Source organism: Streptomyces sp. NPDC047971 (assembly GCF_040653355.1).
GTDB lineage: Bacteria > Actinomycetota > Actinomycetes > Streptomycetales > Streptomycetaceae > Streptomyces.
Window position 1 is genome coordinate 1 of sequence record NZ_JBEZNW010000071.1, and the last position, 22,867, is coordinate 22,867.

A 22,867-nucleotide genomic window follows, 5' to 3' on the forward strand; every position below is an offset into this window, starting at 1 on the left:
GGGGTTACCCCTGGCCCTTGGCCGCGGCGGGGCCCCCCCCCCGCGTGCGCGGGGCCCCGCGTGTGCGGGCCGCGGCGAAGGCGTCCAGGCTGGAGACATGACCACGATCCTGGTGACCGGAGGCACGGGCACCCTGGGCGGACCCGTCTGCGAGAAGCTGCGCGCGGAAGGCCATGAGGTACGGGTGCTCAGCCGGCACTCGCCGCCGTACGCCGTCGACCTGCGCCGGGGCGGCCCGCTGCTGGACCGGGCCGTGGACGGCGCGGACGCCGTCGTCCACTGCTCGAACATCGTGCGCCACGACGAGCGGGCGGCCCGGGTGCTGATCGAGGCCGCGCACCGGGCCCGGGTGCCCCACCTGGTGTACATCTCGATCGTCGGCGTCGACCGTGTGCCGCTCGGCTACTACCGCGCGAAGTACGCCGTCGAGCGGCTGATCCAGCAGTCCGGTCTCGGCTGGACGATCCTGCGGACCACCCAGTTCCACGACCTGGTCCTGCGGCTCCTGGAGGGATTGGCGAAGCCGCCGGTGATGCTGCTGCCGAAAGCCGTGCGGGACCAGCCGATGGAGGTCACCGAGGCGGCGTACCGTCTCGCCGAGCTGGCGGCGGGCCCGCCGGCCGGGCGGGTGGCGGACATGGGCGGCCCCGAGATCCGTACGTTCGCCGAGCTGGCCGCGGCGTACCTGCGGGCGAGCGGCCGACAGCGGAGGATCGTCGAGGTCCCCCTGCCGGGCAAGGTCTACCGGGGTCTGCGCCACGGAGGTCATCTCGCCCCCGAGTCGGCGGTGGGCCGGGTGACCTTCGAGGAGTTCCTGTCGGCCCGGTTCGACGACGGCGGAGCTCATGACCGACCCTCGGGCTGATCCGTTCTGCCCCAGTCAGGGACGGTTTGCGGCTTCTCGGAGTGTTCGGGCGAATCGCCCATGACCTTCCGGCCATAGTGCGGGCATGACACGCACCCCCTCCCCCACGCGCCCGCACAGGCGTGGGCGCGCCCGCGGCGCGCTTCTCTGCGCCGCCCTCGTCGCCGCCACCCTCCAGACCTCGGCCGCGCCCGCGTCCGCCGAGGGCCCCGGCCACCACGGCGACCGCGACTGCGTGCGGACCGAGCGCCCCCTGGACGGCCAGGCCCGCAAGGTCCTGGACATCGCCCGCAAGGCCAAGAAGGACCTGAAGCTGAACTCCGTCGAGTTCAAGGTCACCCTCGACGGGCGCGAGGTCCTCACCGACGCGCTCGGCGAGTCCATGACCGGGGTCCCGGCCCAGCCCGACATGCACTTCCGCGCCGGCTCCGTGGCCTTCGCCCACATCGGCACCACCCTCCTGCAGCTGGTCGAGGAGGGGAAGGTCTCGCTCGACGACACCGTGGAGCGCTGGCTGCCGGACGTCCCCAAGGCCGAACAGATCACCCTGCGGATGCTGGCCTCCAACACCACGGGCCTCCACGACTACGTGACGGACCCGGCGTTCCTGGCCGAACTGGTGCCCCACCCGTTCCGCCAGTGGACCCCGAACGAGCTGCTGGCGTTCCCGTACAGCCACTCCTTCTGGTACGAGCCGGGCACCAGCTGGAGCTACTCCCACGCCAACTACCAGCTGCTGAGCCAGGCGCTGGAGAAGATCACCGGCATCCGGATCGACGAACTCCTGAAGGAGCGGATCTGGGGTCCCCTCGGCCTCCGCAACACCCAGAACAACTTCACCCCGGACATCCCGAGTCCCGTCCTCCACGCCTTCACCTCCGACCGAGGCATCTACGAGGAGTCGACCTTCTGGAACCCGTCGTGGACCACCGCGCCCGGCGCCGTCATCACCACGAACATCTGTGACCTGGCCCGTTCGGCGCGGGCCATCGGCAGCGGCGAACTCCTGTCGCCCCGCTCGTACCGCACCTTCCTCGACCCGGGCACGGTCGGCCTGGGCGGCGCGACGGCCACGTGTCCCGCCACGATCTGCCTGAAGCAGACCGAGGCCGCGCACTTCGGCCTGGGCATCATCGTGGCCAACACCTGGCTGGTCCAGAACCCGTCGTTCTCCGGCTACGCGGCGATCCAGGCGTACCTCCCCTCCGAGCGCCTGGCCATCGCGGTCTCGACGACCAAGACGGCGGACACGCCCGACGGCAACACGGCCGAGGACGTCGCCACGCTCATCGCCGCCGAACTCGCCCCGGACACCCCGCTGACGATCGTCTGACCGGGGGCCCGAGACGCACGGCCGGGGCCCGAGACGCACGGCCGGGCCCGAGACGCACGACCGGGGCCCGGGACACGCCTCGGGGAACCGGCTAGCCGTGCCGTCCGTGGCCGCCGTGCTCCGGCGGGCCGAAGAGCTCGTCCTGCGCGGCGTCACGGGCGGCCAGGAGGGCGCCCCTGAGGACCGCCGTGTCGCCGAGCCCGGTGGCGCGGACCTCGGTGCGCAACGGCGAGAGGGCGGCGAGCCGGGCCTCGACGCGGGCGGCGAGCTCCCGGCCGCCGCGGTGGCCGGTCTCGCCGCCGAGGACGACACAGCCCGGGTCGAGGACGGAGGCGACGGCGGCGGCCCCGACGGCGAGGCGGCCGGCGAGGGCGTCGAGGAAGGCGTCGTGTCCCGAGGTGAGCGCGTCGGCCGGGTCCAGGCCGTGCTCGACGGCGAGGGCGGCCACGGCGGCCGCGCAGGCCAGCTCGTGGAAGCCGCCGTCGCAGCCGGTCGCCGAGGGCAGCCCCGAGGTGCCGGGCACCGGCAGGAAGCCGATCTCACCCGCGCCGCCGGAGGCCCCGCGGCGCAGCCTGCCGTCCAGCACGACGGCAGCGCCGACGCCCTGGCCGAGCCAGAGCAGGACGAAGGTGTCGCGATCGCGGGCGGCTCCGGCGCGCTGTTCGGCGACCGCGGCGAGGTTGGTCTCGTTCTCGACGAGCACGGTCGCCGGAAGCCGCTCCCGCAGGGCGTCGATGAGACTGCGGTGCCACTCGGGCAGCTTCGCCGAGTCACGGAGACCGCCGGTGGCCGGGTCGATCAGGCCGGGCGCGCCGACGACGACGCTGTGCAGCCGCTCCACCCCGGCCGACTTCGCGGTCCTTTCGAGCAGGGAGACGGCCTTCTCGACGGCCGGCCCGGTCCCGTGCTCCCCGTCGATCGGCGCCGAAGCCTCGGCGAGCGTGGCACCGAGCAGGTCGGCGACGGTGAGCGAGAGGGAATCGGTCCGTACGTCGAGGGCGGCGAGGTGCGCGCGGTCCGCGACGATCCCGTACAGCTTGGCGTTCGGGCCGCGCCGCTCGGCGCCGGACTCCCCCACCACCCGGACGAGTCCCGAGCCCTGGAGCCGTTCGACGAGGTCGGCGACGGTGGGGCGGGAGAGGCCGGTCAGCGTCTTCAGCTGAGTCGCCGTCAACGGCCCTTCGTCCTGGAGCAGTCGCAGGGCGAGCCGGTCGTTGATGGCCCGGGCGGTGCTCGGGGATGCGGGCATACCGGGATCCTCTCAGACTCACGTACGGGGGCCTCTCCCGCCGCTCTATTTATCAGGCAGGGTTCCTGATAGTTTACGGCGGACGTCAACCAGGGAGGGCACACATGACGGGCGAGACCGTCTTCGGTACCGAGCGGCTGCGGCGGGCGCGGTTCGCCGTCGCCGCCGTCTTCTGCGTCCACGGCGCCGTCACCGGCAGCTTCGCGACCCGCATCCCGTGGATCCAGGACCACGCCGACGTGAGCGCGGGGCAGCTGGGACTCGCCCTCGCCTTCCCGGCCGTCGGCGCCTCGCTCGCCATGCCGCTGGCCGGCGCCGTCAGCCACCGCTTCGGCGCCCGCACCGCCCTGCGCGGACTGCTCGTGCTCTGGACGCTGTCCCTGACCCTGCCGGCCCTCGCCCCGAACATCTACGGGCTCTGCGCCGCGCTCTTCGTCTACGGCGCCACCGCCGGCATGTCCGACGTGGCGATGAACGCGCTCGGCGTCGAGGTCGAGAACCGCCTCGGCACGTCGATCATGTCGAGCCTGCACGGCATGTGGAGCGTGGGCGCGCTCCTCGGCTCGGCCGCCGGCACCCTCGCCGCCCACGTCGGCACCGACGCCCGCCTGCACCACCTCGTCGCCGCCCTCGTCCTGACCGCGCTCGGCCTCGTCTTCTGCCAGGGCGTCCTCGATCTGCAGAGCGCCCCGGACGAGGAGCCGCCGCCGCGCTTCTCGCTGCCCCCGAAGTCCGCCCTGATCATCGGTGCCATCGGCTTCTGCGGAGTGTTCGCCGAGGGCGCGAGCCTGGACTGGTCGGCGGTCTACCTGCGCGACGAGCTCGGCTCGTCGGCGGGTGTCGCCGCGGCCTCCACCACCGCCTTCGCGCTGACCATGGCCGTCGCCCGGCTCGTCGGAGACCGCGTGGTGGACCGGTTCGGCGCCGTGCGGACCGTACGGGTGGGCGGCGTGGCCGCGACGGTCGGCGGGCTGCTCGTGGTCCTCGCCCCGCATCCGGCGGTCGCGATGGCCGGATTCGGTCTCATCGGACTCGGGGTCGCCGTCGTCGTACCGCTCGCCTTCGCCGCGGCCGGCCGCAGCGGCCCCAACCCCAGTCAGGCCATCGCGGGCGTCGCCACCATCACGTACACCTCGGGTCTCATCGCCCCGTCGGCGATCGGCGGCATCGCCGACGCGACCTCCCTCATGTTCTCCTTCGGCCTGGTCACCGTGCTGGCCTTCGGCCTGGTGATCGGGGCCGGTGTGCTGCGCCAGGGGTCCCGCCCCGCGAGCACCGCCGCGACCGCGAGCGCGAGCCCCGCGACGAGCTCGGGGAAGGTCTCGTAGCGCTCGCGGACATGGCGGCGGAACGTCGTTGACCAGCGGCGCATTACCATGTGGCTGATCTTTTGCGGCCTCGGCGGGGCCGCCGGAACCGGAGAACTGGAGCGACCCCATGGACCTCGGCGTGCGCTGGACCCTGCACGGCGACGGGAAGACACCCGCTCCGGGAGCCGTGGTCCGGCCGGACGAGCGGCTCTCCTGGCCCCGTACGGCCGGCCTCGGCGCCCAGCACGTGGTCGCGATGTTCGGCGCCTCGTTCGTGGCGCCCGTGCTCATGGGCCTCGACCCCAACCTCGCCATCATGATGTCCGGCGTCGCGACGGTGATCTTCCTGCTCGCGACGCGGGGCACGGTCCCCAGCTATCTGGGCTGTTCGCTCTCCTTCGTCGGTGTGGCCGCGGCCATCCGGGCCTCCGGCGGTGACAGCGCGACCGTCACCGGTGCGGTGTTCGTGGTCGGCGGGGTGCTGTTCCTCGCGGGTCTGGCGGTACGGAGGTTCGGCGCGCGGATCATCCACGCGGCGATGCCCCCGATCGTCACCGGCGCCGTCGTCATGCTGATCGGCTTCAACCTCGCCCCGGTCACCGCCAGCACCTACTGGCCGCAGGACCAGTGGACGGCGTTGCTGGTCATGCTCTTCACCGGGCTCGCCGTGGTCTGTCTGCGCGGCTTCTGGTCGCGCATCGCGATCTTCCTCGGCCTGGTCTTCGGCTACGCCGTCTCCTGGATCTTCGACCTGGTCTTCGGCAAGATCCACTCGATCTCCCCGAGCGGTGAGGTCACCGATCACTGGCGGCTCGATCTCTCCGGCGTCTCCCAGGCCGACTGGATCGGCCTGCCCTCCCTCCACGGGCCCAGCTTCGAGTGGTCGGCGATCCTCGTCGCCCTGCCCGTCGTGATCGCCCTGATCGCGGAGAACGCCGGTCACGTCAAGGCCGTCGGGGAGATGACCGGTGACCCCCTGGACGACAAGCTCGGCACCGCGATCGCGGCCGACGGCGCCGCCTCGATGCTGTCGACCGCCGTGGGCGGCCCGCCGAACACCACGTACTCCGAGAACATCGGCGTCATGGCGGCCACCCGTGTCTACTCCACCGCCGCCTACTGGGCCGCGGCCGGGTTCGCGCTGCTCTTCGGCCTCTGCCCCAAGTTCGGCGCGGTCGTGGCGGCCATCCCCGGCGGTGTGCTCGGCGGCATCACCGTGATCCTCTACGGCATGATCGGCCTGCTCGGCGCCCAGATCTGGATCAACGCCAAGGTCGACCTGCGCAACCCGCTCAACCTGGTGCCGGCCGCCGCGGGCATCATCATCGGCGTCGGCGGGGTGAAGCTGACCTTCACCGACACCTTCGAGCTCGGCGGCATCGCGCTCGGCACGATCGTCGTGATCACCGGCTACCACGTGCTGCGGGCGTTCGCCCCGGCCCACCTGAAGCAGCAGGAACCGCTGCTCGACTCAGGCACCAGCTCGTACGAGGGCAGCATGGACGACGAGTCCGCCACCAAGTCGTAGGCGATTCGCCCGTTCTGGGGAAGCCGCGCCCCGAACGTTCCCTCCCGGGACCGGCTGCTGGGACGCTGCCCCCATGGCTCAGACCCAGCAGCTCGGCACCCGGCAGACCGGCTCCGCTCGGAACGGCCCAGGTCAGCACGGCCCTGACCAGCCCGGTCGGAGCGGCCCCGGCCGGATCGGGCAGTTCACCGCGGTCGACCCCGTGGTGGAGCGGATGCGCGGCATCCGCTCGGCCTGGCACCCGACCGACGGCGTCGCCGTGTTCAACCGCGTCTACCTCACGGTCACGGAGGAGATCGGCCACGCCATCGACGCGGGCACCTTCGGCGACCGGCGGGCGGCCACCACGCTCGACGTCCGCTTCGCGGAGCGCTACCTCGCCGTGGTCGACGCCGTCTCCACCGGTGCCCCCGCGCCGGCCTGCTGGCGGCCGCTCTTCCACTACCGGCGCCACCCCGGCGTGCGGCCGCTGCAGTTCGCGCTGGCCGGGATCAACGCGCACATCGGGCACGACCTCGCCCTCGCCGTGGTCGACACCTGCCGGGAGCTGGAGTGCGCGCCGGGGGACCTGGAGGACGAGTTCGACCGTGTCGGCGACATCCTCGTGCTCCTGGAGGAGCGCATCCGCGAGGAGGTGATGCCGGGCCCGGACCTGCTGGAGATCACGGACCCGCTGACCCATCTGCTGGGCTGCTGGAGCCTGGACCGGGCCCGCGACGGGGCCTGGCTCGCCGCCCGCTCGCTCTGGCAGCTGCGGGAGCTGCCCGACCTGGCCGAGGAGTTCCGGGAACGCCTCGACCGGTCGGTGGGTCTGGTGGGGCGGATGCTGCTGACGCCGCTCGCACGGCACGGCTGACCACTCTCGCGGCCGCTCGCACACCGGTGCTGTCCGCCCCACTCCCCCAACGGCACCGGCCCCCGGGAAGTTCCACGGGGGCCGGTCCGAGTCATCACCGGGGCTGAACGCGCGCCGGGATCAGTCCTCCGGGAGCTCCACCGGGGCGATCTCGTCGTAGACGTCGCCCGGGCCCGGGTTGGTGGCGTCGGTCGAGCCGCCGAAGTGGTGCATGACGCCCCACACGGCGTTCAGCGCGGTCTGCACGGCGCCCTCGGCCCAGCCGGCCGTCCAGGAGATGTCGTCGCCCGCGAGGAAGATGCCCCGCTTGTCCTCCGGCAGCCGGTCCTGCATGAAGTGGGTGAACAGGCGGCGCTGGTAGCGGTAGTGGCCCGGCAGGTTCGCCTTGAAGGCGCCCATGAAGTAGGGCTCGTTCTCCCAGGACACCGTCACCGGGTTGCCGATGATGTGCTTGCGGATGTCGACCTTCGGGTAGATCTCGCCGAGCGACTTCAGCATCACCTCCATCCGCTCGTTCGCGGACAGCGGCAGCCACTTCAGGCTGTCGTCGCACCAGGTGTAGGAGAGGCAGATCGTGGCGGGCTTGTCCGGGCCGTCGTCCAGGAGGTAGGTGCCGCGGGTCATCCGGTCGGTCAGCGTCATCGACATGACGTCGCGGCCGGTCTCCTCATCCTTGTCCAGCCAGAACGGCCGGTCGACCGGCACGAAGAGCTTCGAGCTCTCCATGTAGTGGGTGCGCTCGATCGCGGTCCAGTGGTCGATCGGGAAGAGCGAGTCGTCGCAGGCGATCTTGGAGAGCAGCATCCAGGACTGGGCGGTGAAGATCGCCGCCTTGTACGTACGGATGTCGCCGGAGGCGTCCGTGACGGTGATCCGGTTGCCGGCGGTGCGGTTCAGCCGGGTCACGGCCGGCTTCGGGGCGCCCTCGTGCAGGGACGAGAGCGAGGTGCCCTGCGCCCAGTGGACGATCTTCTCCGGCTCGCGCTCCCACAGGCGCAGCGGCAGCTGCTGGGAGCCGCCCACGATGCCGCGGTGGTGGTCGTCGGCCTCGGTGTAGACGACGCGGAGGATCTCCAGGATGGAGTTGGGGAAGTCGGTGTCCCAGCCGCCGGTGCCGAAGCCGACCTGTCCGAAGATCTCGCGGTGCCGGAAGGACTTGAACGCCTCCGACTCGCACAGGAAACCGTAGAAGGTCTGGTTGTCCAGCTTCTCGACGAGCGTGGACCAGATCTCGCGGATGCGCGGGACGTCGCGCTCGCGCATGGCCTGGTTCATGTCGGAGAAGTCGGCGCCCTCTTCGAGGCACGCGTTCCAGGCGTTCATCACGTCGCGGTAGACCTGCGGGAGGTCGTCCACGGTCTGCGCGTAGTGCGACTCGCCCTTGAGGTCGACGACGGTCGACGGCGTGGACTCGGCCAGCGGGTTGGGGAACGGCTCCGTCTCCAGGCCCACCAGGTCGATGTAGTGCTGGAACGCCGTCGAGGACGGCGGGAAGCGCATCGCGCCCATCTCCGCCGTCAGACCCTCGGTGCCGGTGCCCTCGAAGCCGACGGTGCGCAGCCGGCCGCCGATCTGGTCGGCCTCGTAGACGACGGGCTTGAGGCCCATCTTCATCAGCTCGTAGGCGGCGATGACGCCGGAGAGCCCGCCGCCGATGACGGCGACCTCGGTGCCGTGCTCGGTCGCCGGTATCTGCCCCAGACCGGCCGGGTGGGCCAGGAAGTCGTCGTAGGCGTAGGGGAAGTCCGGACCGAACATGGTGATCGGCGGCTGGCCGTCGCTGTGCGGGACGGCGGTCGTGGGCACCGTGGACGTCATGGGGTACGGACTCCTTGCGGGAAAGCGGGGAAGAGCGGGAAGAGTGGGGGGCGGCTCAGACGAGGGAGCCGTAGAGCCCGGGGCGCCGGTCGCGCAGGTACGGGTTGTCCTTGCGCGAGGCCGCGAGGAGGGCGGGGTCCACGTCACCGAGGACGAGGTCCTCGCCTCGGCCGGCGCGGACCCGGGCGGTGCCGTCCGGGGCGGCGAGCGTGGAGAGCCCCACGAACTCGAAGTCGCCCTCGGGGCCGGTCCGGTTGGCGTACGCGATGTAGAGCTGGTTCTCGAAGGCGCGCACGGGGACGACGGACTCGGGCACGACCTCGGCGGGGTGCATGAGCGCGGTCGGTACGAGGAGGAGGTCGGTACCGGCCAGGGCATGCGCCCTTACGTTCTCGGGGAACTCGACGTCGTAGCAGATCATCAGGGAGACCTTGAGCCCGCCGAGCTCCGTCTGGACCACGGCCTCGTCGCCGGGCGTGAACCAGTGGTGCTCGAAGTCGCCGAAGAGGTGCGTCTTGCGGTAGCGCAGGAGGGTGCCGCCGTCGGCGCCGATGAGCTGGGCGGCGTTGTACAGGACCCCGTGCTGCTCGGTGTCGCGCTCCGGGTAGCCGTAGCCGACGGCCAGGCCGTGGCGCGCGGCGACGGCCGCGACGGCGCGGGCGGAGGGACCGTCGGCCGGCTCGGCGAGACGGGCCATGTCGGCGCCGATCGCGTAGCCGGTGAGGAAGAGCTCGGGGGCGAGCAGCAGCCCCGCGCCGGCCTCGGCCGCACGGGCGGCGGCCTCGTCGAGGATCTTCAGGTTCGCGGCCACGTCACCGAGCTCACCGGAGCTCTGGAGCAGGGCGGTGCGCAGCGCGGGCATGGGCGATCCTCAAGGGTCCGGAACACGGGGGGAGACGTCAAAAACGGTACGGTTCCGGGCTCGACCGGGACAAGGCGCGACCGTTGCGGACCGACCGTCGAACCGTTGCGCGATCTCCGACCGGGGCGGCGATTCGTTGCGCGGGGCTCCGACGAGGGTCGTAGGGCTTCCCCGCCGTACGGCGGAGAGGAGGACCGTTCCTCCGCGCGACGTTTCGCGGCGGTCCTGGCGGAAGAGTGGTCCTTGCCCGGTTGACCTGCCGAAAGGACCGAGAATGAACCGCCGTACGAAGATCGCCGCCCTCGCCGCCGCCGCGCTGATCACCGCCGGGGCCACGGGCTCCGCCGTCGCCTCCGGGGACGGCAGGGGCGGCAGCCGGGAGGCGGCCGCGCTGACCGGCAGCGCGAAGATCTACCGGGTGGCGAGCGACGACGTCACCTTCTCCTTCGACGCCCATCTCGCGGCGAAGGACAACATGAACCCGGAGGCGGCGACCGGCACCTTCCGGTTCAGCCACTACAAGGACGGCGGGGGCGGCTACGCCGTGGTGAAGGTGGACTGTCTGGTCACGGGCGGCAAGGTGGCCACGGTGACGGGCAGGGTCGTCGAGACCGACCTGGGGCGGTTCAAGGACCGCCGCGTGGGCGTCTCCGTGCACGACCTGGGCAAGCACGACCGTCTGGGCTACAGCTGGGTGACCCAGGATCCCGAGAAGGGCGACGTGCCTCCGTGCCACAGCCCGGCGCCGTTCGAGAGGACGAGGACCGGCACGGGCGACTTCAGGGTGCTGCCCTGGCAGCCGGAGTACCCGACCGAGTAGACCGCCCCACGGGGGTGGGCGGGCGGAGTGCGGTGCGGGAACCACGGCCCGCACCGACACCGTCCTTCCGAGGCCCGCGGGGCCGGGGCACCCGCTACGCGGGCGAGCCGGAGGAGAAGCGTCGCAGCAGTGGCGACAGCACCAGGACCGACTTGGTGCGCTCCACGAACGGCTCGCCCGCGATCCGCTCCAGGACGCGCTCGAAGTGGCGCATGTCGGAGGCGAAGACCTGGACGACGGCGTCCGCGTCGCCGGTGACGGTCGACGCGGACACCACCTCGGGGTAGCGCTCCAGACCTCGCCGGATGTCGTCCGGCGAGGTGTTGTGGCGACAGTAGATCTCGACGAACCCCTCGGTCTCCCAGCCGAGCGCCGCCGGGTCCACCCGAACGGTGAAGCCGGTGATGGCGCCCTCGGCCCGCAGCCGGTCCACGCGCCGCTTGACGGCGGGCGCGGAGAGCCCGACGAGGGCTCCGATGTCGGCGTAGGAGCGACGGGCATCCTCCGCGAGGGCGTGGACGATGCGTTCGTCGAGGTCGTTGAGTCGCACTACGGGTGGATCACTTCTCTGCGTCGGTGGCCACGACGTCGGTGGCCAGGCGGGAGCGGCGCATGCCGTACAGGAAGTAGAACACGAGGCCCGCCGCCATCCAGCAACCGAAGACCACCCAGGTGATCGAGTCCAGGCTGAACATGTTGTAGACGCAGAAGCCGAAGCCGAGGATCGGGAAGGTCCAGCCCAGCGGCACGCGGAAGGTGCGGTCCATGTCCGGGCGAGTGCGGCGCAGCACGATCACCGCGATGTTGACCAGGGCGAAGGCGAACAGGGTGCCGATGCTGGTGGCGTCGACGAGCTTGCCCAGCGGGATGACCGAGGCGAGGGCGGCGCAGAACAGCGAGACGATGACGGTGTTCACGCGCGGGGTGCCGGTCTTGCCGCTGACCTTGCCGAAGACCTTGGGCACGAGGCCGTCGCGGGACATCGCGAAGAGCACGCGGGTCTGGCCGTAGAGGACGGTCAGCACGACGCTGGCGATCGAGATGACGGCGCCGGCGGCGAGCAGGGTGCCCCAGAACTTCTGGCCGCTCACGTCGTTCATGATCGCGGCGAGCGAGGCCTCGGAGCCCTCGAAGTCCTTCCAGTTCCACGCGCCGACGGCGACGGCCGCGACCAGGACGTAGAGGACGGTGACGATGAGCAGCGAGAGCATGATCGCGCGCGGGAGGTCGCGCTTCGGGTTCTTCGCCTCCTCACCGGCGGTGGAGGCGGCATCGAAGCCGATGTACGAGAAGAAGAGGCTCGCTCCGGCGGCGCTGACGCCGGCCATGCCGAGCGGCATGAAGTCGGCGTAGTTGCCGGACTTGAAGCCCATGAAGCCGATGGCGCAGAAGAGCACGAGCGCCGCGATCTTCACGAAGACCATGATGGTGTTGACCAGGGCGGACTCACGGGCGCCGCCCAGCAGGAAGACCATCGCGAGCAGGACGACGATCAGACCCGGCAGGTTGACGATGCCGCCCTCACCGGGGGCGGAGGAGAGCACGTCGGGGATGGTGACGCCGATCGTGCCGTCGAGCAGTTCGTTGAGGTACTCGCCCCAGCCGACCGCGACGGCGGCGACGGACACGCCGTACTCCAGGACCAGGCACCAGCCGCAGATCCAGGCGACGAGTTCGCCCATCGTTGCGTACGCATACGAGTACGAGGAACCGGCGACCGGTATCGAGCCCGCCAGCTCGGCGTACGAGAGGGCGGAGAAGAGAGCGGTGAGACCGGCGATGACGAAGGCGATCGTGACCGCGGGGCCGGCCTTCGGAACGGCGTCCCCGAGGACGACGAAGATGCCGGTGCCGAGCGTGGCGCCGATGCTGATCATGGTCAGCTGCCACATCGAGAGCGAACGCCTGAGCGAGCCGCCCTCGCCCTGGCCACCCTCGGCGACCAGGCGTTCTACCGGCTTACGCCGCATCAGGGCGGAGAGCCCTGAGGTCTTGGGGACGGTCGGCTCGGTGGCCGGTGCGGCCGTGCCTTGATCCAGCACTGCGAAGGCTCCTTGATCGCTGCCTGTCGAAATGCGACGACCACGGCGGTACGCGGGCATGACGAAGAAGCCCGCGAGGGAAGGGGGGACCGCCGAGCAGACGGTCGCCGCCACTCCTGGTACGAGGCATGAGCCTAAGCCCCCGCGCTTCGCGCTCGTAATGCAGGGTTGTTGCGCACTGGCAGATGATCATTGCGCTCTCGCGGCCCGGACGGGGAAACATTGCGCCCCACCGCATGAATCGGCACATTGAGGCGATAAGCGGGGTGTGAGGCACACGCGCCGCGCGCATTGACTCCTCGTGCCGGATGACCGACTCTGCGAGCCCTCTGCGGCACCCCGATCGGAGGCTTAGGTGGGTTGGCTGGACCCCTCTCCCTATCTGCGCGGCACGGCCTGGCTCGACGGCGGTCGCGCGGTCCGCGCCGACCCCGCCGATCTGGCGCGGCTCCCCTGGGACACGGCCGAGCGGGCCGCGCTGCCCATAGGGGTACGGGTCGAGTTCGCGGCCGCGCCCGGCACCCGGGCGGTGGAGCTGCGCTACCGCGCCGCGGTCCCGGGCACCGGGGACGCGCTGCGGGCCCTGCGGCACTGCTTCGCCCTGTGGCGGGACGACCGGTGCCTGGGCGAGACCTTCACGGAACCCGCCGAGGAGGCCACGATCGCGCTCGAACTCCCGCCCGACGGAGGGACGTTCGCGGTCCATCTGCCGGAGAGCCAGGCCCCGGTGGTGCTCGGTCTCCGGGCCCGCGACGGCGCCCTCTCCCCCGCGCCCCGGCGGCCGCGGTGGCTGGTGCACGGCGACTCGATCACCGAGGGCTGGTGGTCGACCCGGCCCGCGCACTCCTGGCCGGCGACGGCGGGGCGACGCCTCGGCCTGGACACGGTCAATCTCGGCTACGCGGGCGGAGCGCGCGGGGAGCTGCCGCTGGCCGAGCAGCTGGCGAGCCTCCCCGGCGAGCTCGTCACCCTCGCCTTCGGCACCAACTGCTGGTCCAGGGCGCCCTGTTCGGCGAGCTGGCTGTACGAGACGGTCCGTGCCTACGTCGGACTCGTGCGCCGCGGCCACCCCGACGCCCCGCTGCTGGTCCTCTCCCCCGTGCTGCGCCCGGAGGCCGAGACCACCCCCAACGTCCTGGGGGCCACGCTGGAAGACCTGCGCGGGGCCATGGAGGAGGCGGGCCGCGACCTGGTGGCGCAGGGCGACGCACGGCTTCTGGTGCTCTCCGGGCGTTCCCTGCTCGATCCCGAGGACCTGGCGGACGGACTGCACCCCAACGACCGGGGCCACGCGCGGATGGCGGCGGCCGTCGCGGACGCCCTGCGTCCGCACGTCGGGGGCTGAGCCCGCGACGGGCCGGAGAACGGGGCAGGGCCCCGCGAGAGGTCTCGCGGGGCCCTGCTGCGGGTCGATGGACCTAGCTCCAGCTGGCGTGCAGCGGCTTGCCCTCGGCGTAGCCGGCGGCGCTCTGGATGCCGACCACGGCCTTCTCCTCGAACTCGGCCAGCGAGGCCGCGCCCGCGTAGGTGCAGGAGGAGCGGACGCCCGCGATGATCGAGTCGATCAGGTCCTCGACGCCCGGACGGGCCGGGTCGAGGAACATCCGGGAGGTCGAGATGCCCTCCTCGAAGAGACCCTTGCGGGCGCGGTCGTAGGCCGACTCCTCGCTGGTGCGGTTCTGCACGGCGCGGGCCGAGGCCATGCCGAAGGACTCCTTGTAGGGGCGCCCGTCGGCGGTGTGCTGGAGGTCGCCCGGGGACTCGTACGTCCCGGCGAACCACGAGCCGATCATGACGTTGGAGGCGCCGGCGGCGAGCGCCATGGCGACGTCGCGCGGGTGGCGGACGCCACCGTCGGCCCAGACGTGCTTGCCGTACTTCTTCGCCTCGGCGGCGCACTCCAGGACGGCGGAGAACTGCGGGCGGCCGACGCCGGTCATCATGCGCGTGGTGCACATGGCGCCGGGGCCCACGCCGACCTTGATGATGTCCGCGCCGGCCTCGATGAGGTCGCGCACGCCCTCGGCGGCGACGATGTTGCCGGCGACGATCGGGACGTGCGGGTCGAGGGCACGGACTGCCTTGATCGCGGAGACCATCGACTCCTGGTGGCCGTGGGCCGTGTCGATGACGAGCGTGTCGACGCCCGCGTCGAGCAGCTGCTTGGCCTTGCCCACGAAGTCGCCGTTGATGCCGACGGCGGCGGCGATGCGCAGCTTGCCGTTCGCGTCGACGGCCGGGGTGTACAGGGTCGCGCGCAGCGCGCCCTTGCGGGTCAGGATGCCGACCAGACGGCCGTCCTTGTCCACGGCGGGGGCGTAGCGGCGGTTGGCGTGGTCGAGCGTGTTGAACGCGTCGCGCGGCTCGATGTCGGCGTCGAGGAGCAGCAGGTCCTTCGACATGACCTCGGAGAGCTGGGTGAAGCGGTCCACGCCGGACAGGTCCGCGTCGGTGACGACACCGACCGGACGGCGGTCCTCGTCGACGACGACGGCGGCGTCGTGCGACCGCTTGGGCAGCAGCGAGAGCGCGTCGGCGACGGTCTGGTGCGGCGTCAGGACGATCGGGGTGTCCAGGACGTGGTGGCGGCTCTTCACCCACGAGATGACGTCGGTGACGACCTCGATCGGAATGTCCTGGGGGATGACGACGAGGCCACCGCGGCGGGCGACGGTCTCGGCCATGCGGCGGCCGGCGATCGCGGTCATGTTGGCGACGACCAGCGGGATCGTCGTACCGGTACCGTCCGGCGAGGCGAGGTCCACCGCCTGGCGGGAACCCACGGCCGAGCGGCTCGGCACCATGAAGACATCGTCGTACGTCAGGTCGTAGGGCGGCTTGACGTCATTGAGGAAACGCACGTGCTGACATCCCAGTCGTTCGGATCGGCCCCTAGGCATTTCAGCCAGGGGAAAAAGCACGTAGTTCATTGTCCCACGTCCGTACGAATACCAGACCCGGGCGTTTCCTCCGAGGCTCGCGGGAGCGACCTTGTGGGATCACACGAATGCACCGGGCGCGTCAGGGCGCCGGGGTGTCCAGAGCGACCACGTCGACGTCCTCGGTCTGCGTCCAGAAACGCTCGTCCGCGTCCTGCAAGCGGGTGGCCGCGTGCCGCATGTGGCGCAGCGCGGCCTCCCTCGCCGCCTCGGCGTCGCCCGACTCGACGGCGGCCAGGATCGCGTGGTGCTCCTGGCGGACGTCCTCGATGAAGTCGTCCCGGCGCGCCTCGTTCGCCCGGGTGATCCGGATGCCGCTGCGCGCCACCTCGCCGAGGTACCGCACCGTGGAGACCATCACGGCGTTGCCGGTCGACTCGGCGATGGACTGGTGGAAGGAGAGGTCCTCGTCGACGCCGTCGCCGCCGGCCGCGACCGCGGCGTCGATCGCGTCGAGCGCCGCGCGCATCCGGGCGATGTCGTCCGGTGTGGCGCGGGCGGCCGCGAGCGCGGCCGCCTCGCCCTCCATGGCGCGGCGCACCTCGACGATCTGGAGCACCTTGGACTTGGTCGCGGCGGCCTCGGACTCCAGGTCGAGCGGCCGGGTGCGGCGCGGCAGGACGAAGACGCCGAGGCCCTGGCGCGGTTCGACGAGTCCGGCGTTGCGGAGCCTGGACACGGCCTCGCGGACCACCGTGCGACTGACGCCGAGCTGCTTGACCAGCTCGACCTCGGTCGGCAGCTTGTCGCCCTCGGCGATGCGCCCGGACTCGATCTCTTCCGAGAGCATCGCCGCCACCCGGTCCGCGAGCCGCACCGGACCGCTCACCTTGGAAAACATGGTCATCAGTCTATCGGCGCGGAACCCCGTCGCCCGGGTCGGCCGGCAGGGAGGGGGCGATCGCGTCGGCGTGGTCGGCGACGTAGTCCCGTACCACGGCCGCGAAGTCGGGGTCGGGCTCCAGACCGAGGGCCGCGGCGCGGGTGTTGTCGAAGGCGGCGGGCCACGATCCGACGAGGGACTCGACGGCGGGATCGGGGGCGATCGTCACCAGGTCGGCGATTGCGTCACCGGCCTCCCGGCGCAGCGTGGCCAGCATCTCGGCGACCGTGACCGTCAGCGCGGGCAGGTTGACCGGCAGGTGGCCTTCGAGCTCGCCGGGGCCCGTACCGCGCTCGGCCTGGGCGACGCGGAGGATGCCCTCCACCGTGCGGCGCGGCGAGGCCAGGGCGACCCGCAGCCCGGGGTCGACCGGGCAGTTCGCCGGCAGCCCCGCGAGCGGCTCGCGGACGATGCCGGACAGGAAGCCCGAGGCCGCCGCGTTCGGCTTGCCCGGACGGACGGACACGGTCATCAGACGGGTGACGCGGCCGTCGAGGTAACCGCGGCGGGTGTACTCGGCGACCAGCTGCTCGCAGACGAACTTCTGGACGCCGTAGGAGGACCGCGGGGTGGGCAGGGTCGACTCGGAGACCACCGGCGGCAACGGCAGCGCGGGATCGGAGCCGTAGACGGCGACGCTGCTGGAGAAGACCACCAGGGCCGGCGGCCCGCCGGCGGCCGACTGGGCGCGGGCCGCTTCGAGCAGGGCGCGGGTGGTGTCGACGTTGGCACCCATGCCGAGGTCGAAGTCGGCCTCGCACTCGGCGGAGACGGCGGAGGCCAGGTGCACGACGACGTCGACCGGCTTCGCGAACAGCTCGCCCAGACTGTCGGTCAGGTCGCCCCGGACGACGTCGACGAGCGGGTCCGCCGCCTCCGGCGAGGCGTCGGGCACGAACCGGTCGGCGAGTACCAGCCGCTCGATGGGCGTACCGCGGAACGTCCGCGCGTCGAGCAGGGCCCGGGCGACCTGCCGGCCGAGGAAGCCGAAGCCACCCGTGATGACGATCCTCATGCGTGGTCTCCTCGGTGGTTCCGGTGGTTCTCGTCGTGCGGGAGGTTCTTCAGCCAGCCGAGTCCCTCGCTGGTGCCGGCGCGCGGGACGTACTCGCAGCCGATCCATCCGTCGAAGCCCGTCGCGTCGATGACGCCGAACAGATGGCGGATGTCGAGTTCGCCCTCGTCGGGCTCGTGGCGGTCCGGGACGCCGGCGATCTGCAGATGGCCGACGCGGCCGGTGGGCAGGTCGCGGCGCAGGGTGGTGGTGAGGTCGCCCTCGACGATCTGGCAGTGGTAGAGGTCCAGTTGGACCTTGAGGTTCGGGGCGCCGACCTCCCGGACCACGGCGTGCGCGTCCGCCTGCCGGCTCAGGAGGTAGCCCGGCATGTCACGGCCGTTGATCGGCTCGACGAGGATGTCGACACCCGCGGCCGCGGCCCGCTCCGCGGCGCGGGCGAGGTTGGCCAGGTACGTGTCGCGGTGCGCGGCGAGCTCGGCGGGGGTCGCGTCGGGCCGGACGCGTCCGGCCATCACGTGGACCCGTGGGCAGGCCAGCGCGGCCGCGTACTCCAGCGCCCGGTCGATGCCGTCGAGCGTCTCCCGCTCACGGCCGGGCAGCGCGGCTGTTCCGCGCTCGCCGCCGTCCCAGTCTCCCGGGGGTGCGTTGAAGAGCACCTGCCGCAGACCGTGATCGTCGAGGCGGCGGCGGAGGTCGGCGGCGTCGTACGCGTACGGGAAGAGGTACTCGACGGCCTGGAAGCCGTCGGCCGAGGCCGCGGCGAAGCGGTCGGGGAAGTCGTGCTCGGTGTACATCATGGAAAGGTTCGCAGCGAACCTCGGCATGGTGACTCCTGTGGGGGAAGGGCCGGATCCGGTCCGAGCGGTGGACCGGATCCGGCCGGTCGGGGCGGGCGCGTCCCGTCAGCGGTTGACGACCTGCTTGTTCGTGGTCAGTACGGCGGCGGCGCCGACGACGAGGCTGAGCGCCAGGACGTACATGGGGATCGAGGTCGAACCGGTGGCGTCCTTGAGCGCGCCGATCATGTACGGGCTGACGAAGCCGGCGAGGTTGCCCACCGAGTTGATCACGGCGAGACCGGCCGCCGCGGCGGTGCCGCCGAGGAACGCGGTGGGAAGCGACCAGAAGAGCGGCGCGCAGGTCAGCACGCCGGCCGCGGCGAAGGAGAGCGCCACCAGGGACAGGGCCGTCGACCCGGACCAGCCGGCGGCGAGCGAGAAGCCGACGGCGCCCATGAGGCTCGGGATCACCAGGTGCCAGCGGCGCTCGCGGCGCTTGTCCGCCGAGCGGCCGAAGACGTTCATCGCGACGAGCGCGGCGAGGAACGGTACGGCGCTGAGCACGCCGATCGCGAGGTTCCCCTCGATGCCGGTCGACTGGACGAAGGTGGGCATCCAGAAGGTCAGCGCGTACTGGCCCATCACGAAGCAGAAGTAGATGAGGCACATCAGCCACACCTTGGGCTCCCGGAAGGCGTCCAGGACCCGGCCGTGCACCGACTTGTGGGCGGAGTCCTCGGCGATCGCCCGCTCGACGATGTCCTTCTCCTCCTCGCTGAGCCACTTGGCGTCACGGACGCCGTCGTCCAGGTAGAACAGCGTGGCCACACCGATGGCGAGCGCGGGGAGCGCCTCCAGGAGGAACATCCACTGCCAGCCCTGCCAGCCGTTGACACCCTGGAACCGGTCCATGATCCAGCCGGACAGCGGGTTGCCGAAGATGCCGGCGACGGGGATGGCCGACATGAACAGGGCGATGACCCGGGCACGGCGGTAGGAGGGGAACCAGTACGTGCAGTAGAGGATCACGCCGGGGTAGAAGCCCGCCTCGGCTGCGCCGAGCAGGAAGCGGAGCACGTAGAACGTGGTCTCGTTCGTGACGAACATGAACCCCGCCGAGACCACGCCCCAGGTGATCATGATGCGGGCGATCCAGGTCCGGGCGCCGATGCGCTGGAGCATCAGGTTCGAGGGGACCTCGAAGAGGAAGTACCCGATGAAGAAGAGGCCGGCGCCGAGGCCGTACGCCGCCTCGCTGAACCCGAGGTCCTCGGACATCTGCAGCTTGGCGAAGCCGACGTTGACGCGGTCCAGGTAGGAGAAGACGTAACAGAGGATGAGGAAGGGGACGATGCGGCGCACGACCTTGCGGAAGACGGCGTTCTCGCGGGCGAGGTCGGGGGCCTCTGCCGTCGTCGCGGGTAGGGACATGACGGAATCCTTCGTAAGCGGCTCAGGGGATTCTCTGACGGGTGGAGCGCTGGTCACCACGCTGCTCGGAACGTGGACCTCAGTTCGTCGATCGCGTGATCGGCGAGTGGCTCAGGGCGACGGTCGGTCATGAGCCAGAGGCGTGCCGTCTCCTCGAGTTCTTCGAGGACGGCGAGGGCGGTGGCGGCGTCCGGACCCCAGACGACGGGGCCGAGACGGTCGAGGAGCACGGCCCTGATCGGGGTGGCACGAGCGGCGCGGTCGGCGATCGCGGCCGCCACCAGATCGGCCACGCGCGGGTCGCCGGGCCGGTGGTAGGGGATGAGCGGGACGTGCCCGACCTTCATCACGTAGTACGGGGTGAGGGGCGGGAGCACGTCGTCCGGGCGCCACACGCCGGCCAGGGTGAGCCCGACCAGGTGCGTGGAGTGGGTGTGCAGGACGAAGCGGGCCGTGGGGTCGGCCTCGTAGATGCGCCGGTGCAGGGTCAGCGTCTTGCTGGCACGGTCACCCGCCACCTGCTCGCCGTCGGCGTCGACCAGGGCGAGCCGCTCCGGTTCGAGGAAGCCGAGCGCGGCGTCGGTGGGCGTGATCAGGTGGCCGTCGCCGACCCGGGCGCTGATGTTGCCCGCGCTGGCGTGGACGTAGCCGCGGGCGAACAGGCTCGTGCCCACCCGGACGATCTCGGCGCGCGCCGCGTCCGCGGCGCTGTCACGCAGCCCGGTCACGCGGCCTCCTCCGATTCGAGGAGGGCGAACGCGTCGGTGAAGAAGCCGGGGCCGCCGAAGTTTCCGGACTTGAGGGTGATGTGGAGCGTCTCCCCGTCGGGCAGGGCGGCGGCGCACCACGGCACACCGGGGTCGATCTGCGGTCCGATGCGCAGCCCGGTGAGGCCGAGCGCCTGGACGACGGCCCCGGAGGTCTCGCCGCCGGCGACGACGAGGCGGCGGACTCCGCGCTCCACGAGACCCTGGGCGACGCGCGCCAGGGTCCGCTCCACGAGCTCCCCGGCCTCGGCCGCGCCGAGGCGGCCCTGGACGGCGCGGACGCTGTCGGGGGTCTCGGTCGAGTAGACGAGGACGGGACCGTCGGCGAGGTGCGCCTCGGCGAAGGCCAGCGCCTGCCCGGCGACGTCCTCGCCCGCCGCGATCCGCAGGGGGTCCACGCTGAACGCGGGGCGACCGCTCTTCAGGAACTCCTCGACCTGGCCGTTGGTCGCCTCGGAGACCGATCCGGAGACGACCGCGCGGTGCCCGGCCGGGTTCGGGAGCCGGGCGGCGGCGGGCGACGGCCGGAATCCCCAGTTCGCGGGGAGACCGATCGCGAGCCCGGAGCCTGCGGTCACCAGCGGCATGTCCTGGAGTGCCGCTCCCATGCGCACCAGGTCGTCGTTGGAGACGGCGTCGACGATCGCCGTGGCGACTCCGTTCGCCCGCAGTTCGGCGATCCGGGAGCGGATTGCCTCGGTGCCGCCCGCGACGACGGCGTGGTCGACGAGGCCGACCGGCCGGGTGGTCTGGGCGGCGAGTACGGAGACCAGGTTGGAGTCGGTCATCGGGGTGAGCGGGTGGTTCCGCATCCCGCTCGCGGCGAGCAGGACGTCTCCGACGAAGAGGTGGCCCTTGAAGACCGTGCGCCCGTTGTCGGGGAAGGCGGGGGTGGCGACGGTGAAGTCGGTGCCCAGCGCGTCCATCAGGGCCTCGGTGACCGGCCCGATGTTGCCCGCCGGCGTCGAGTCGAAGGTGGAGCAGTACTTGAAGTAGATCTGCTCGGCGCCCGCGGAGCGGAGCCAGGCGAGGGCCCGCAGCGAGGCGTCGACGGCCTCGGCGGCCGGGACGGTCCGCGACTTGAGGGCGATGACGACGGCGTCGGCGTCCACGTCGTGTCCGGACCCGGCGGGCGGTACGTCGATCAGCTGGACGACGCGCATGCCCGCGCGCACCAGGTTGTTGGCCAGGTCGGTGGCGCCGGTGAAGTCGTCGGCGATGCAGCCCAGTCGGACGGTCATGTCAGCCCTCCGCCTTCGGCAGGTCGACGCCGGGGAAGATCTTGATGACCGCGCTGTCGTCCTCGCGGCCGAAACCGGCCGCCGACGCCTGCAGGAACATCTGGTGCGCCGTGGCGGCGAGCGGGAGCGGGAAGCGCTCGGGGCGGGCGGAGTCGAGGACGAGCCCGAGGTCCTTGACGAAGATGTCGACGGCGGACAGCGGTGTGTAGTCGCCGGCGAGGACGTGCGCCATGCGGTTCTCGAACATCCACGAGTTGCCCGCGCTGTGCGTGATGACCTCGTAGAGCGCCTCGGCGGGGACGCCGGCCTTGATGCCCAGCGCCATCGCCTCGGCCGCCGCGGCGATGTGCACACCGGCGAGCAGCTGGTTGACGATCTTGACCTTCGAGCCGATTCCGGGACGCTCGCCGAGGCGGTAGACCGTGGTGCTCATGGCCTCCAGGAACGGGTCGGCGAGCGCGTACGCCGCGGTCGGGCCGGAGGTCATCATGGTGAGCTCGCCGACGGCGGCACGGGCGGCGCCGCCGGAGACGGGGGCGTCCAGGTAGAGCACGCCGCGCTCGGCGAGGCGGCCCGCGAGCTCCTCCGACCAGGCGGGGTCGACGGTGGAGCACATCACGAAGACGGCGCCCGGACGCAGCCGGCCGGCCGCCCCGTCGGCGCCGAACAGCACCGACTCGACCTGCGCGGCGTCGACGACGACGCCGATCAGGACGTCCACGGCGTCCGCCAGGTCGCCCGAGGTCGCGTAGGCCGTCCCGCCGTCCCGGGCGAAGCCCTCGGCGACGTCGGGCCGCAGGTCGTGGACGGCGACGTCGTGCCCGGCCGCCCGCAGACTGCGGGCCATCCCGAGGCCCATGGCCCCGAGTCCCACCACACCGACGCGCGGACGTGCCGGCCTGTCCTGGTCGTTCATGCCCCTACCTCGTCTCGCTGTGCCTTCCGGGACTCCGACCTCGGAAGGTGATCGGGTCATATGATGACCTGAGGAAGCAGACCAGTCCACAGTGATGCCCGTCACATCGCAGCCGGTGGCGCGGCGCACAACGCGGACGGCGGCGGTACGCCTGTCAGAGGCGTAACCCCCCCCGGGGGCGGGGGGGCCGGGACCAGGTACAGGGGGGGC

Annotated in this window: 20 protein-coding genes; 7 read left to right on the forward strand and 13 right to left on the reverse strand. The window is 71.9% G+C overall.

The window, feature by feature from the left end:
- Positions 1 to 97 precede the first annotated feature (97 nt).
- Both AB0D99_RS34725 and AB0D99_RS34730 read left to right on the forward strand, forming a co-directional pair.
- Positions 98 to 865 (forward strand): SDR family oxidoreductase, encoded by a 768-nt coding sequence (locus AB0D99_RS34725; RefSeq protein ID WP_362371880.1) that lies wholly within the window; start codon positions 98 to 100, stop codon positions 863 to 865.
- 85 nt (positions 866 to 950) lie between these two features.
- Positions 951 to 2,198, forward strand: a complete 1,248-nt coding sequence (locus AB0D99_RS34730) for a serine hydrolase domain-containing protein (RefSeq protein ID WP_362371883.1) — start codon at positions 951 to 953, stop codon at positions 2,196 to 2,198.
- 91 nt (positions 2,199 to 2,289) lie between these two features.
- On the opposite strand, the gene AB0D99_RS34735 is transcribed toward AB0D99_RS34730, so the two are convergent.
- Positions 2,290 to 3,447: an ROK family transcriptional regulator gene (locus tag AB0D99_RS34735; RefSeq protein WP_362371885.1), complete on the reverse strand. Its 1,158-nt coding sequence runs from the start codon at positions 3,445 to 3,447 to the stop codon at positions 2,290 to 2,292.
- A gap of 104 nt (positions 3,448 to 3,551) precedes the next feature.
- Between AB0D99_RS34735 and AB0D99_RS34740 the strand changes: the two genes are divergently transcribed.
- From AB0D99_RS34740 to AB0D99_RS34750, 3 genes are all read left to right on the forward strand, one after another.
- Positions 3,552 to 4,775 carry an MFS transporter gene (locus AB0D99_RS34740; RefSeq protein ID WP_362371888.1) on the forward strand — a complete coding sequence of 408 codons (1,224 nt, stop codon included), beginning with the start codon at positions 3,552 to 3,554 and terminating at the stop codon, positions 4,773 to 4,775.
- Positions 4,776 to 4,884: 109 nt separating this feature from the next.
- Entirely contained in the window at positions 4,885 to 6,285 is a 1,401-nt protein-coding gene (locus AB0D99_RS34745; protein WP_362371891.1) for a solute carrier family 23 protein, read from the forward strand.
- A 175-nt stretch (positions 6,286 to 6,460) separates the two neighbouring features.
- The gene (locus AB0D99_RS34750) at positions 6,461 to 7,141 is read left to right on the forward strand and encodes a DUF5995 family protein (RefSeq protein WP_362371935.1); all 681 of its coding nucleotides are present in this window, start codon (positions 6,461 to 6,463) and stop codon (positions 7,139 to 7,141) included.
- Positions 7,142 to 7,261: 120 nt separating this feature from the next.
- On the opposite strand, the gene AB0D99_RS34755 is transcribed toward AB0D99_RS34750, so the two are convergent.
- Complete coding sequence (locus tag AB0D99_RS34755) at positions 7,262 to 8,959, reverse strand: NAD(P)/FAD-dependent oxidoreductase (protein WP_362371894.1); 1,698 nt, start codon at positions 8,957 to 8,959, stop codon at positions 7,262 to 7,264.
- A 55-nt stretch (positions 8,960 to 9,014) separates the two neighbouring features.
- Entirely contained in the window at positions 9,015 to 9,821 is an 807-nt protein-coding gene (locus AB0D99_RS34760) for a carbon-nitrogen hydrolase family protein (protein ID WP_362371897.1), read from the reverse strand.
- A gap of 274 nt (positions 9,822 to 10,095) precedes the next feature.
- Here AB0D99_RS34760 and AB0D99_RS34765 point away from each other — a divergent pair, with 274 nt between their 5' ends.
- Positions 10,096 to 10,641, forward strand: a complete 546-nt coding sequence (locus AB0D99_RS34765; RefSeq protein WP_362371900.1) for a Repetin — start codon at positions 10,096 to 10,098, stop codon at positions 10,639 to 10,641.
- Between the two features lie 94 nt (positions 10,642 to 10,735).
- Here the strand turns inward: AB0D99_RS34765 and AB0D99_RS34770 are convergent, their stop codons facing one another.
- On the reverse strand, positions 10,736 to 11,191 hold the full coding sequence (locus AB0D99_RS34770) for an Lrp/AsnC family transcriptional regulator (protein ID WP_362371903.1): 456 nt from the start codon (positions 11,189 to 11,191) through the stop codon (positions 10,736 to 10,738).
- Positions 11,192 to 11,201: 10 nt separating this feature from the next.
- Entirely contained in the window at positions 11,202 to 12,683 is a 1,482-nt protein-coding gene (locus tag AB0D99_RS34775; protein ID WP_362371906.1) for an amino acid permease, read from the reverse strand.
- Positions 12,684 to 13,038: 355 nt separating this feature from the next.
- On the opposite strand from AB0D99_RS34775, the gene AB0D99_RS34780 reads away from it, so the two are divergent.
- Complete coding sequence (locus AB0D99_RS34780) at positions 13,039 to 14,028, forward strand: GDSL-type esterase/lipase family protein (protein ID WP_362371909.1); 990 nt, start codon at positions 13,039 to 13,041, stop codon at positions 14,026 to 14,028.
- A 73-nt stretch (positions 14,029 to 14,101) separates the two neighbouring features.
- Here the strand turns inward: AB0D99_RS34780 and AB0D99_RS34785 are convergent, their stop codons facing one another.
- The 8 genes from AB0D99_RS34785 to ltnD form a co-directional block, all read right to left on the reverse strand.
- Positions 14,102 to 15,544 carry a GuaB1 family IMP dehydrogenase-related protein gene (locus AB0D99_RS34785; protein ID WP_362371911.1) on the reverse strand — a complete coding sequence of 481 codons (1,443 nt, stop codon included), beginning with the start codon at positions 15,542 to 15,544 and terminating at the stop codon, positions 14,102 to 14,104.
- A gap of 160 nt (positions 15,545 to 15,704) precedes the next feature.
- A complete protein-coding gene (locus AB0D99_RS34790; protein WP_362371914.1) occupies positions 15,705 to 16,463 on the reverse strand; it encodes a FadR/GntR family transcriptional regulator in 759 nt (252 codons plus the stop codon).
- A gap of 10 nt (positions 16,464 to 16,473) precedes the next feature.
- Positions 16,474 to 17,520, reverse strand: coding sequence for a D-erythronate dehydrogenase (gene denD / locus AB0D99_RS34795; RefSeq protein WP_362371917.1), 1,047 nt, complete (start codon positions 17,518 to 17,520; stop codon positions 16,474 to 16,476).
- Entirely contained in the window at positions 17,517 to 18,347 is an 831-nt protein-coding gene (otnI, locus tag AB0D99_RS34800) for a 2-oxo-tetronate isomerase (protein ID WP_362371920.1), read from the reverse strand. Before otnI ends, denD begins: the two co-directional genes overlap by 4 nt.
- Positions 18,348 to 18,425: 78 nt before the next feature.
- On the reverse strand, positions 18,426 to 19,733 hold the full coding sequence (locus AB0D99_RS34805) for an MFS transporter (RefSeq protein WP_362371923.1): 1,308 nt from the start codon (positions 19,731 to 19,733) through the stop codon (positions 18,426 to 18,428).
- Between the two features lie 53 nt (positions 19,734 to 19,786).
- The gene (locus AB0D99_RS34810) at positions 19,787 to 20,461 is read right to left on the reverse strand and encodes an aldolase (RefSeq protein WP_362371926.1); all 675 of its coding nucleotides are present in this window, start codon (positions 20,459 to 20,461) and stop codon (positions 19,787 to 19,789) included.
- Positions 20,458 to 21,741: a 3-oxo-tetronate kinase gene (gene otnK / locus AB0D99_RS34815; protein WP_362371929.1), complete on the reverse strand. Its 1,284-nt coding sequence runs from the start codon at positions 21,739 to 21,741 to the stop codon at positions 20,458 to 20,460. The genes AB0D99_RS34810 and otnK overlap by 4 nt, the downstream gene beginning before the upstream one ends.
- A 1-nt stretch (position 21,742) precedes the next feature.
- Positions 21,743 to 22,657, reverse strand: coding sequence for an L-threonate dehydrogenase (ltnD, locus tag AB0D99_RS34820; protein ID WP_362371932.1), 915 nt, complete (start codon positions 22,655 to 22,657; stop codon positions 21,743 to 21,745).
- Between the last annotated feature and the right edge of the window lie 210 nt (positions 22,658 to 22,867).

Excerpts from the sequence above, each read along its gene's own strand:
- AB0D99_RS34790 (WP_362371914.1), bottom strand. The coding sequence starts at position 16,463 with ATGTTTTCCAAGGTGAGCGGTCCGGTGCGGCTCGCGGACCGGGTGGCG.
- AB0D99_RS34740 (WP_362371888.1), top strand. The coding sequence starts at position 3,552 with ATGACGGGCGAGACCGTCTTCGGTACCGAGCGGCTGCGGCGGGCGCGG.
- AB0D99_RS34745 (WP_362371891.1), top strand. The coding sequence starts at position 4,885 with ATGGACCTCGGCGTGCGCTGGACCCTGCACGGCGACGGGAAGACACCC.
- AB0D99_RS34755 (WP_362371894.1), bottom strand. The coding sequence starts at position 8,959 with ATGACGTCCACGGTGCCCACGACCGCCGTCCCGCACAGCGACGGCCAG.
- AB0D99_RS34760 (WP_362371897.1), bottom strand. The coding sequence starts at position 9,821 with ATGCCCGCGCTGCGCACCGCCCTGCTCCAGAGCTCCGGTGAGCTCGGT.
- AB0D99_RS34735 (WP_362371885.1), bottom strand. The coding sequence starts at position 3,447 with ATGCCCGCATCCCCGAGCACCGCCCGGGCCATCAACGACCGGCTCGCC.
- otnK (WP_362371929.1), bottom strand. The coding sequence starts at position 21,741 with ATGACCGTCCGACTGGGCTGCATCGCCGACGACTTCACCGGCGCCACC.
- AB0D99_RS34730 (WP_362371883.1), top strand. The coding sequence starts at position 951 with ATGACACGCACCCCCTCCCCCACGCGCCCGCACAGGCGTGGGCGCGCC.
- ltnD (WP_362371932.1), bottom strand. The coding sequence starts at position 22,657 with ATGAACGACCAGGACAGGCCGGCACGTCCGCGCGTCGGTGTGGTGGGA.
- AB0D99_RS34765 (WP_362371900.1), top strand. The coding sequence starts at position 10,096 with ATGAACCGCCGTACGAAGATCGCCGCCCTCGCCGCCGCCGCGCTGATC.
- denD (WP_362371917.1), bottom strand. The coding sequence starts at position 17,520 with ATGAGGATCGTCATCACGGGTGGCTTCGGCTTCCTCGGCCGGCAGGTC.
- AB0D99_RS34725 (WP_362371880.1), top strand. The coding sequence starts at position 98 with ATGACCACGATCCTGGTGACCGGAGGCACGGGCACCCTGGGCGGACCC.
- otnI (WP_362371920.1), bottom strand. The coding sequence starts at position 18,347 with ATGCCGAGGTTCGCTGCGAACCTTTCCATGATGTACACCGAGCACGAC.
- AB0D99_RS34805 (WP_362371923.1), bottom strand. The coding sequence starts at position 19,733 with ATGTCCCTACCCGCGACGACGGCAGAGGCCCCCGACCTCGCCCGCGAG.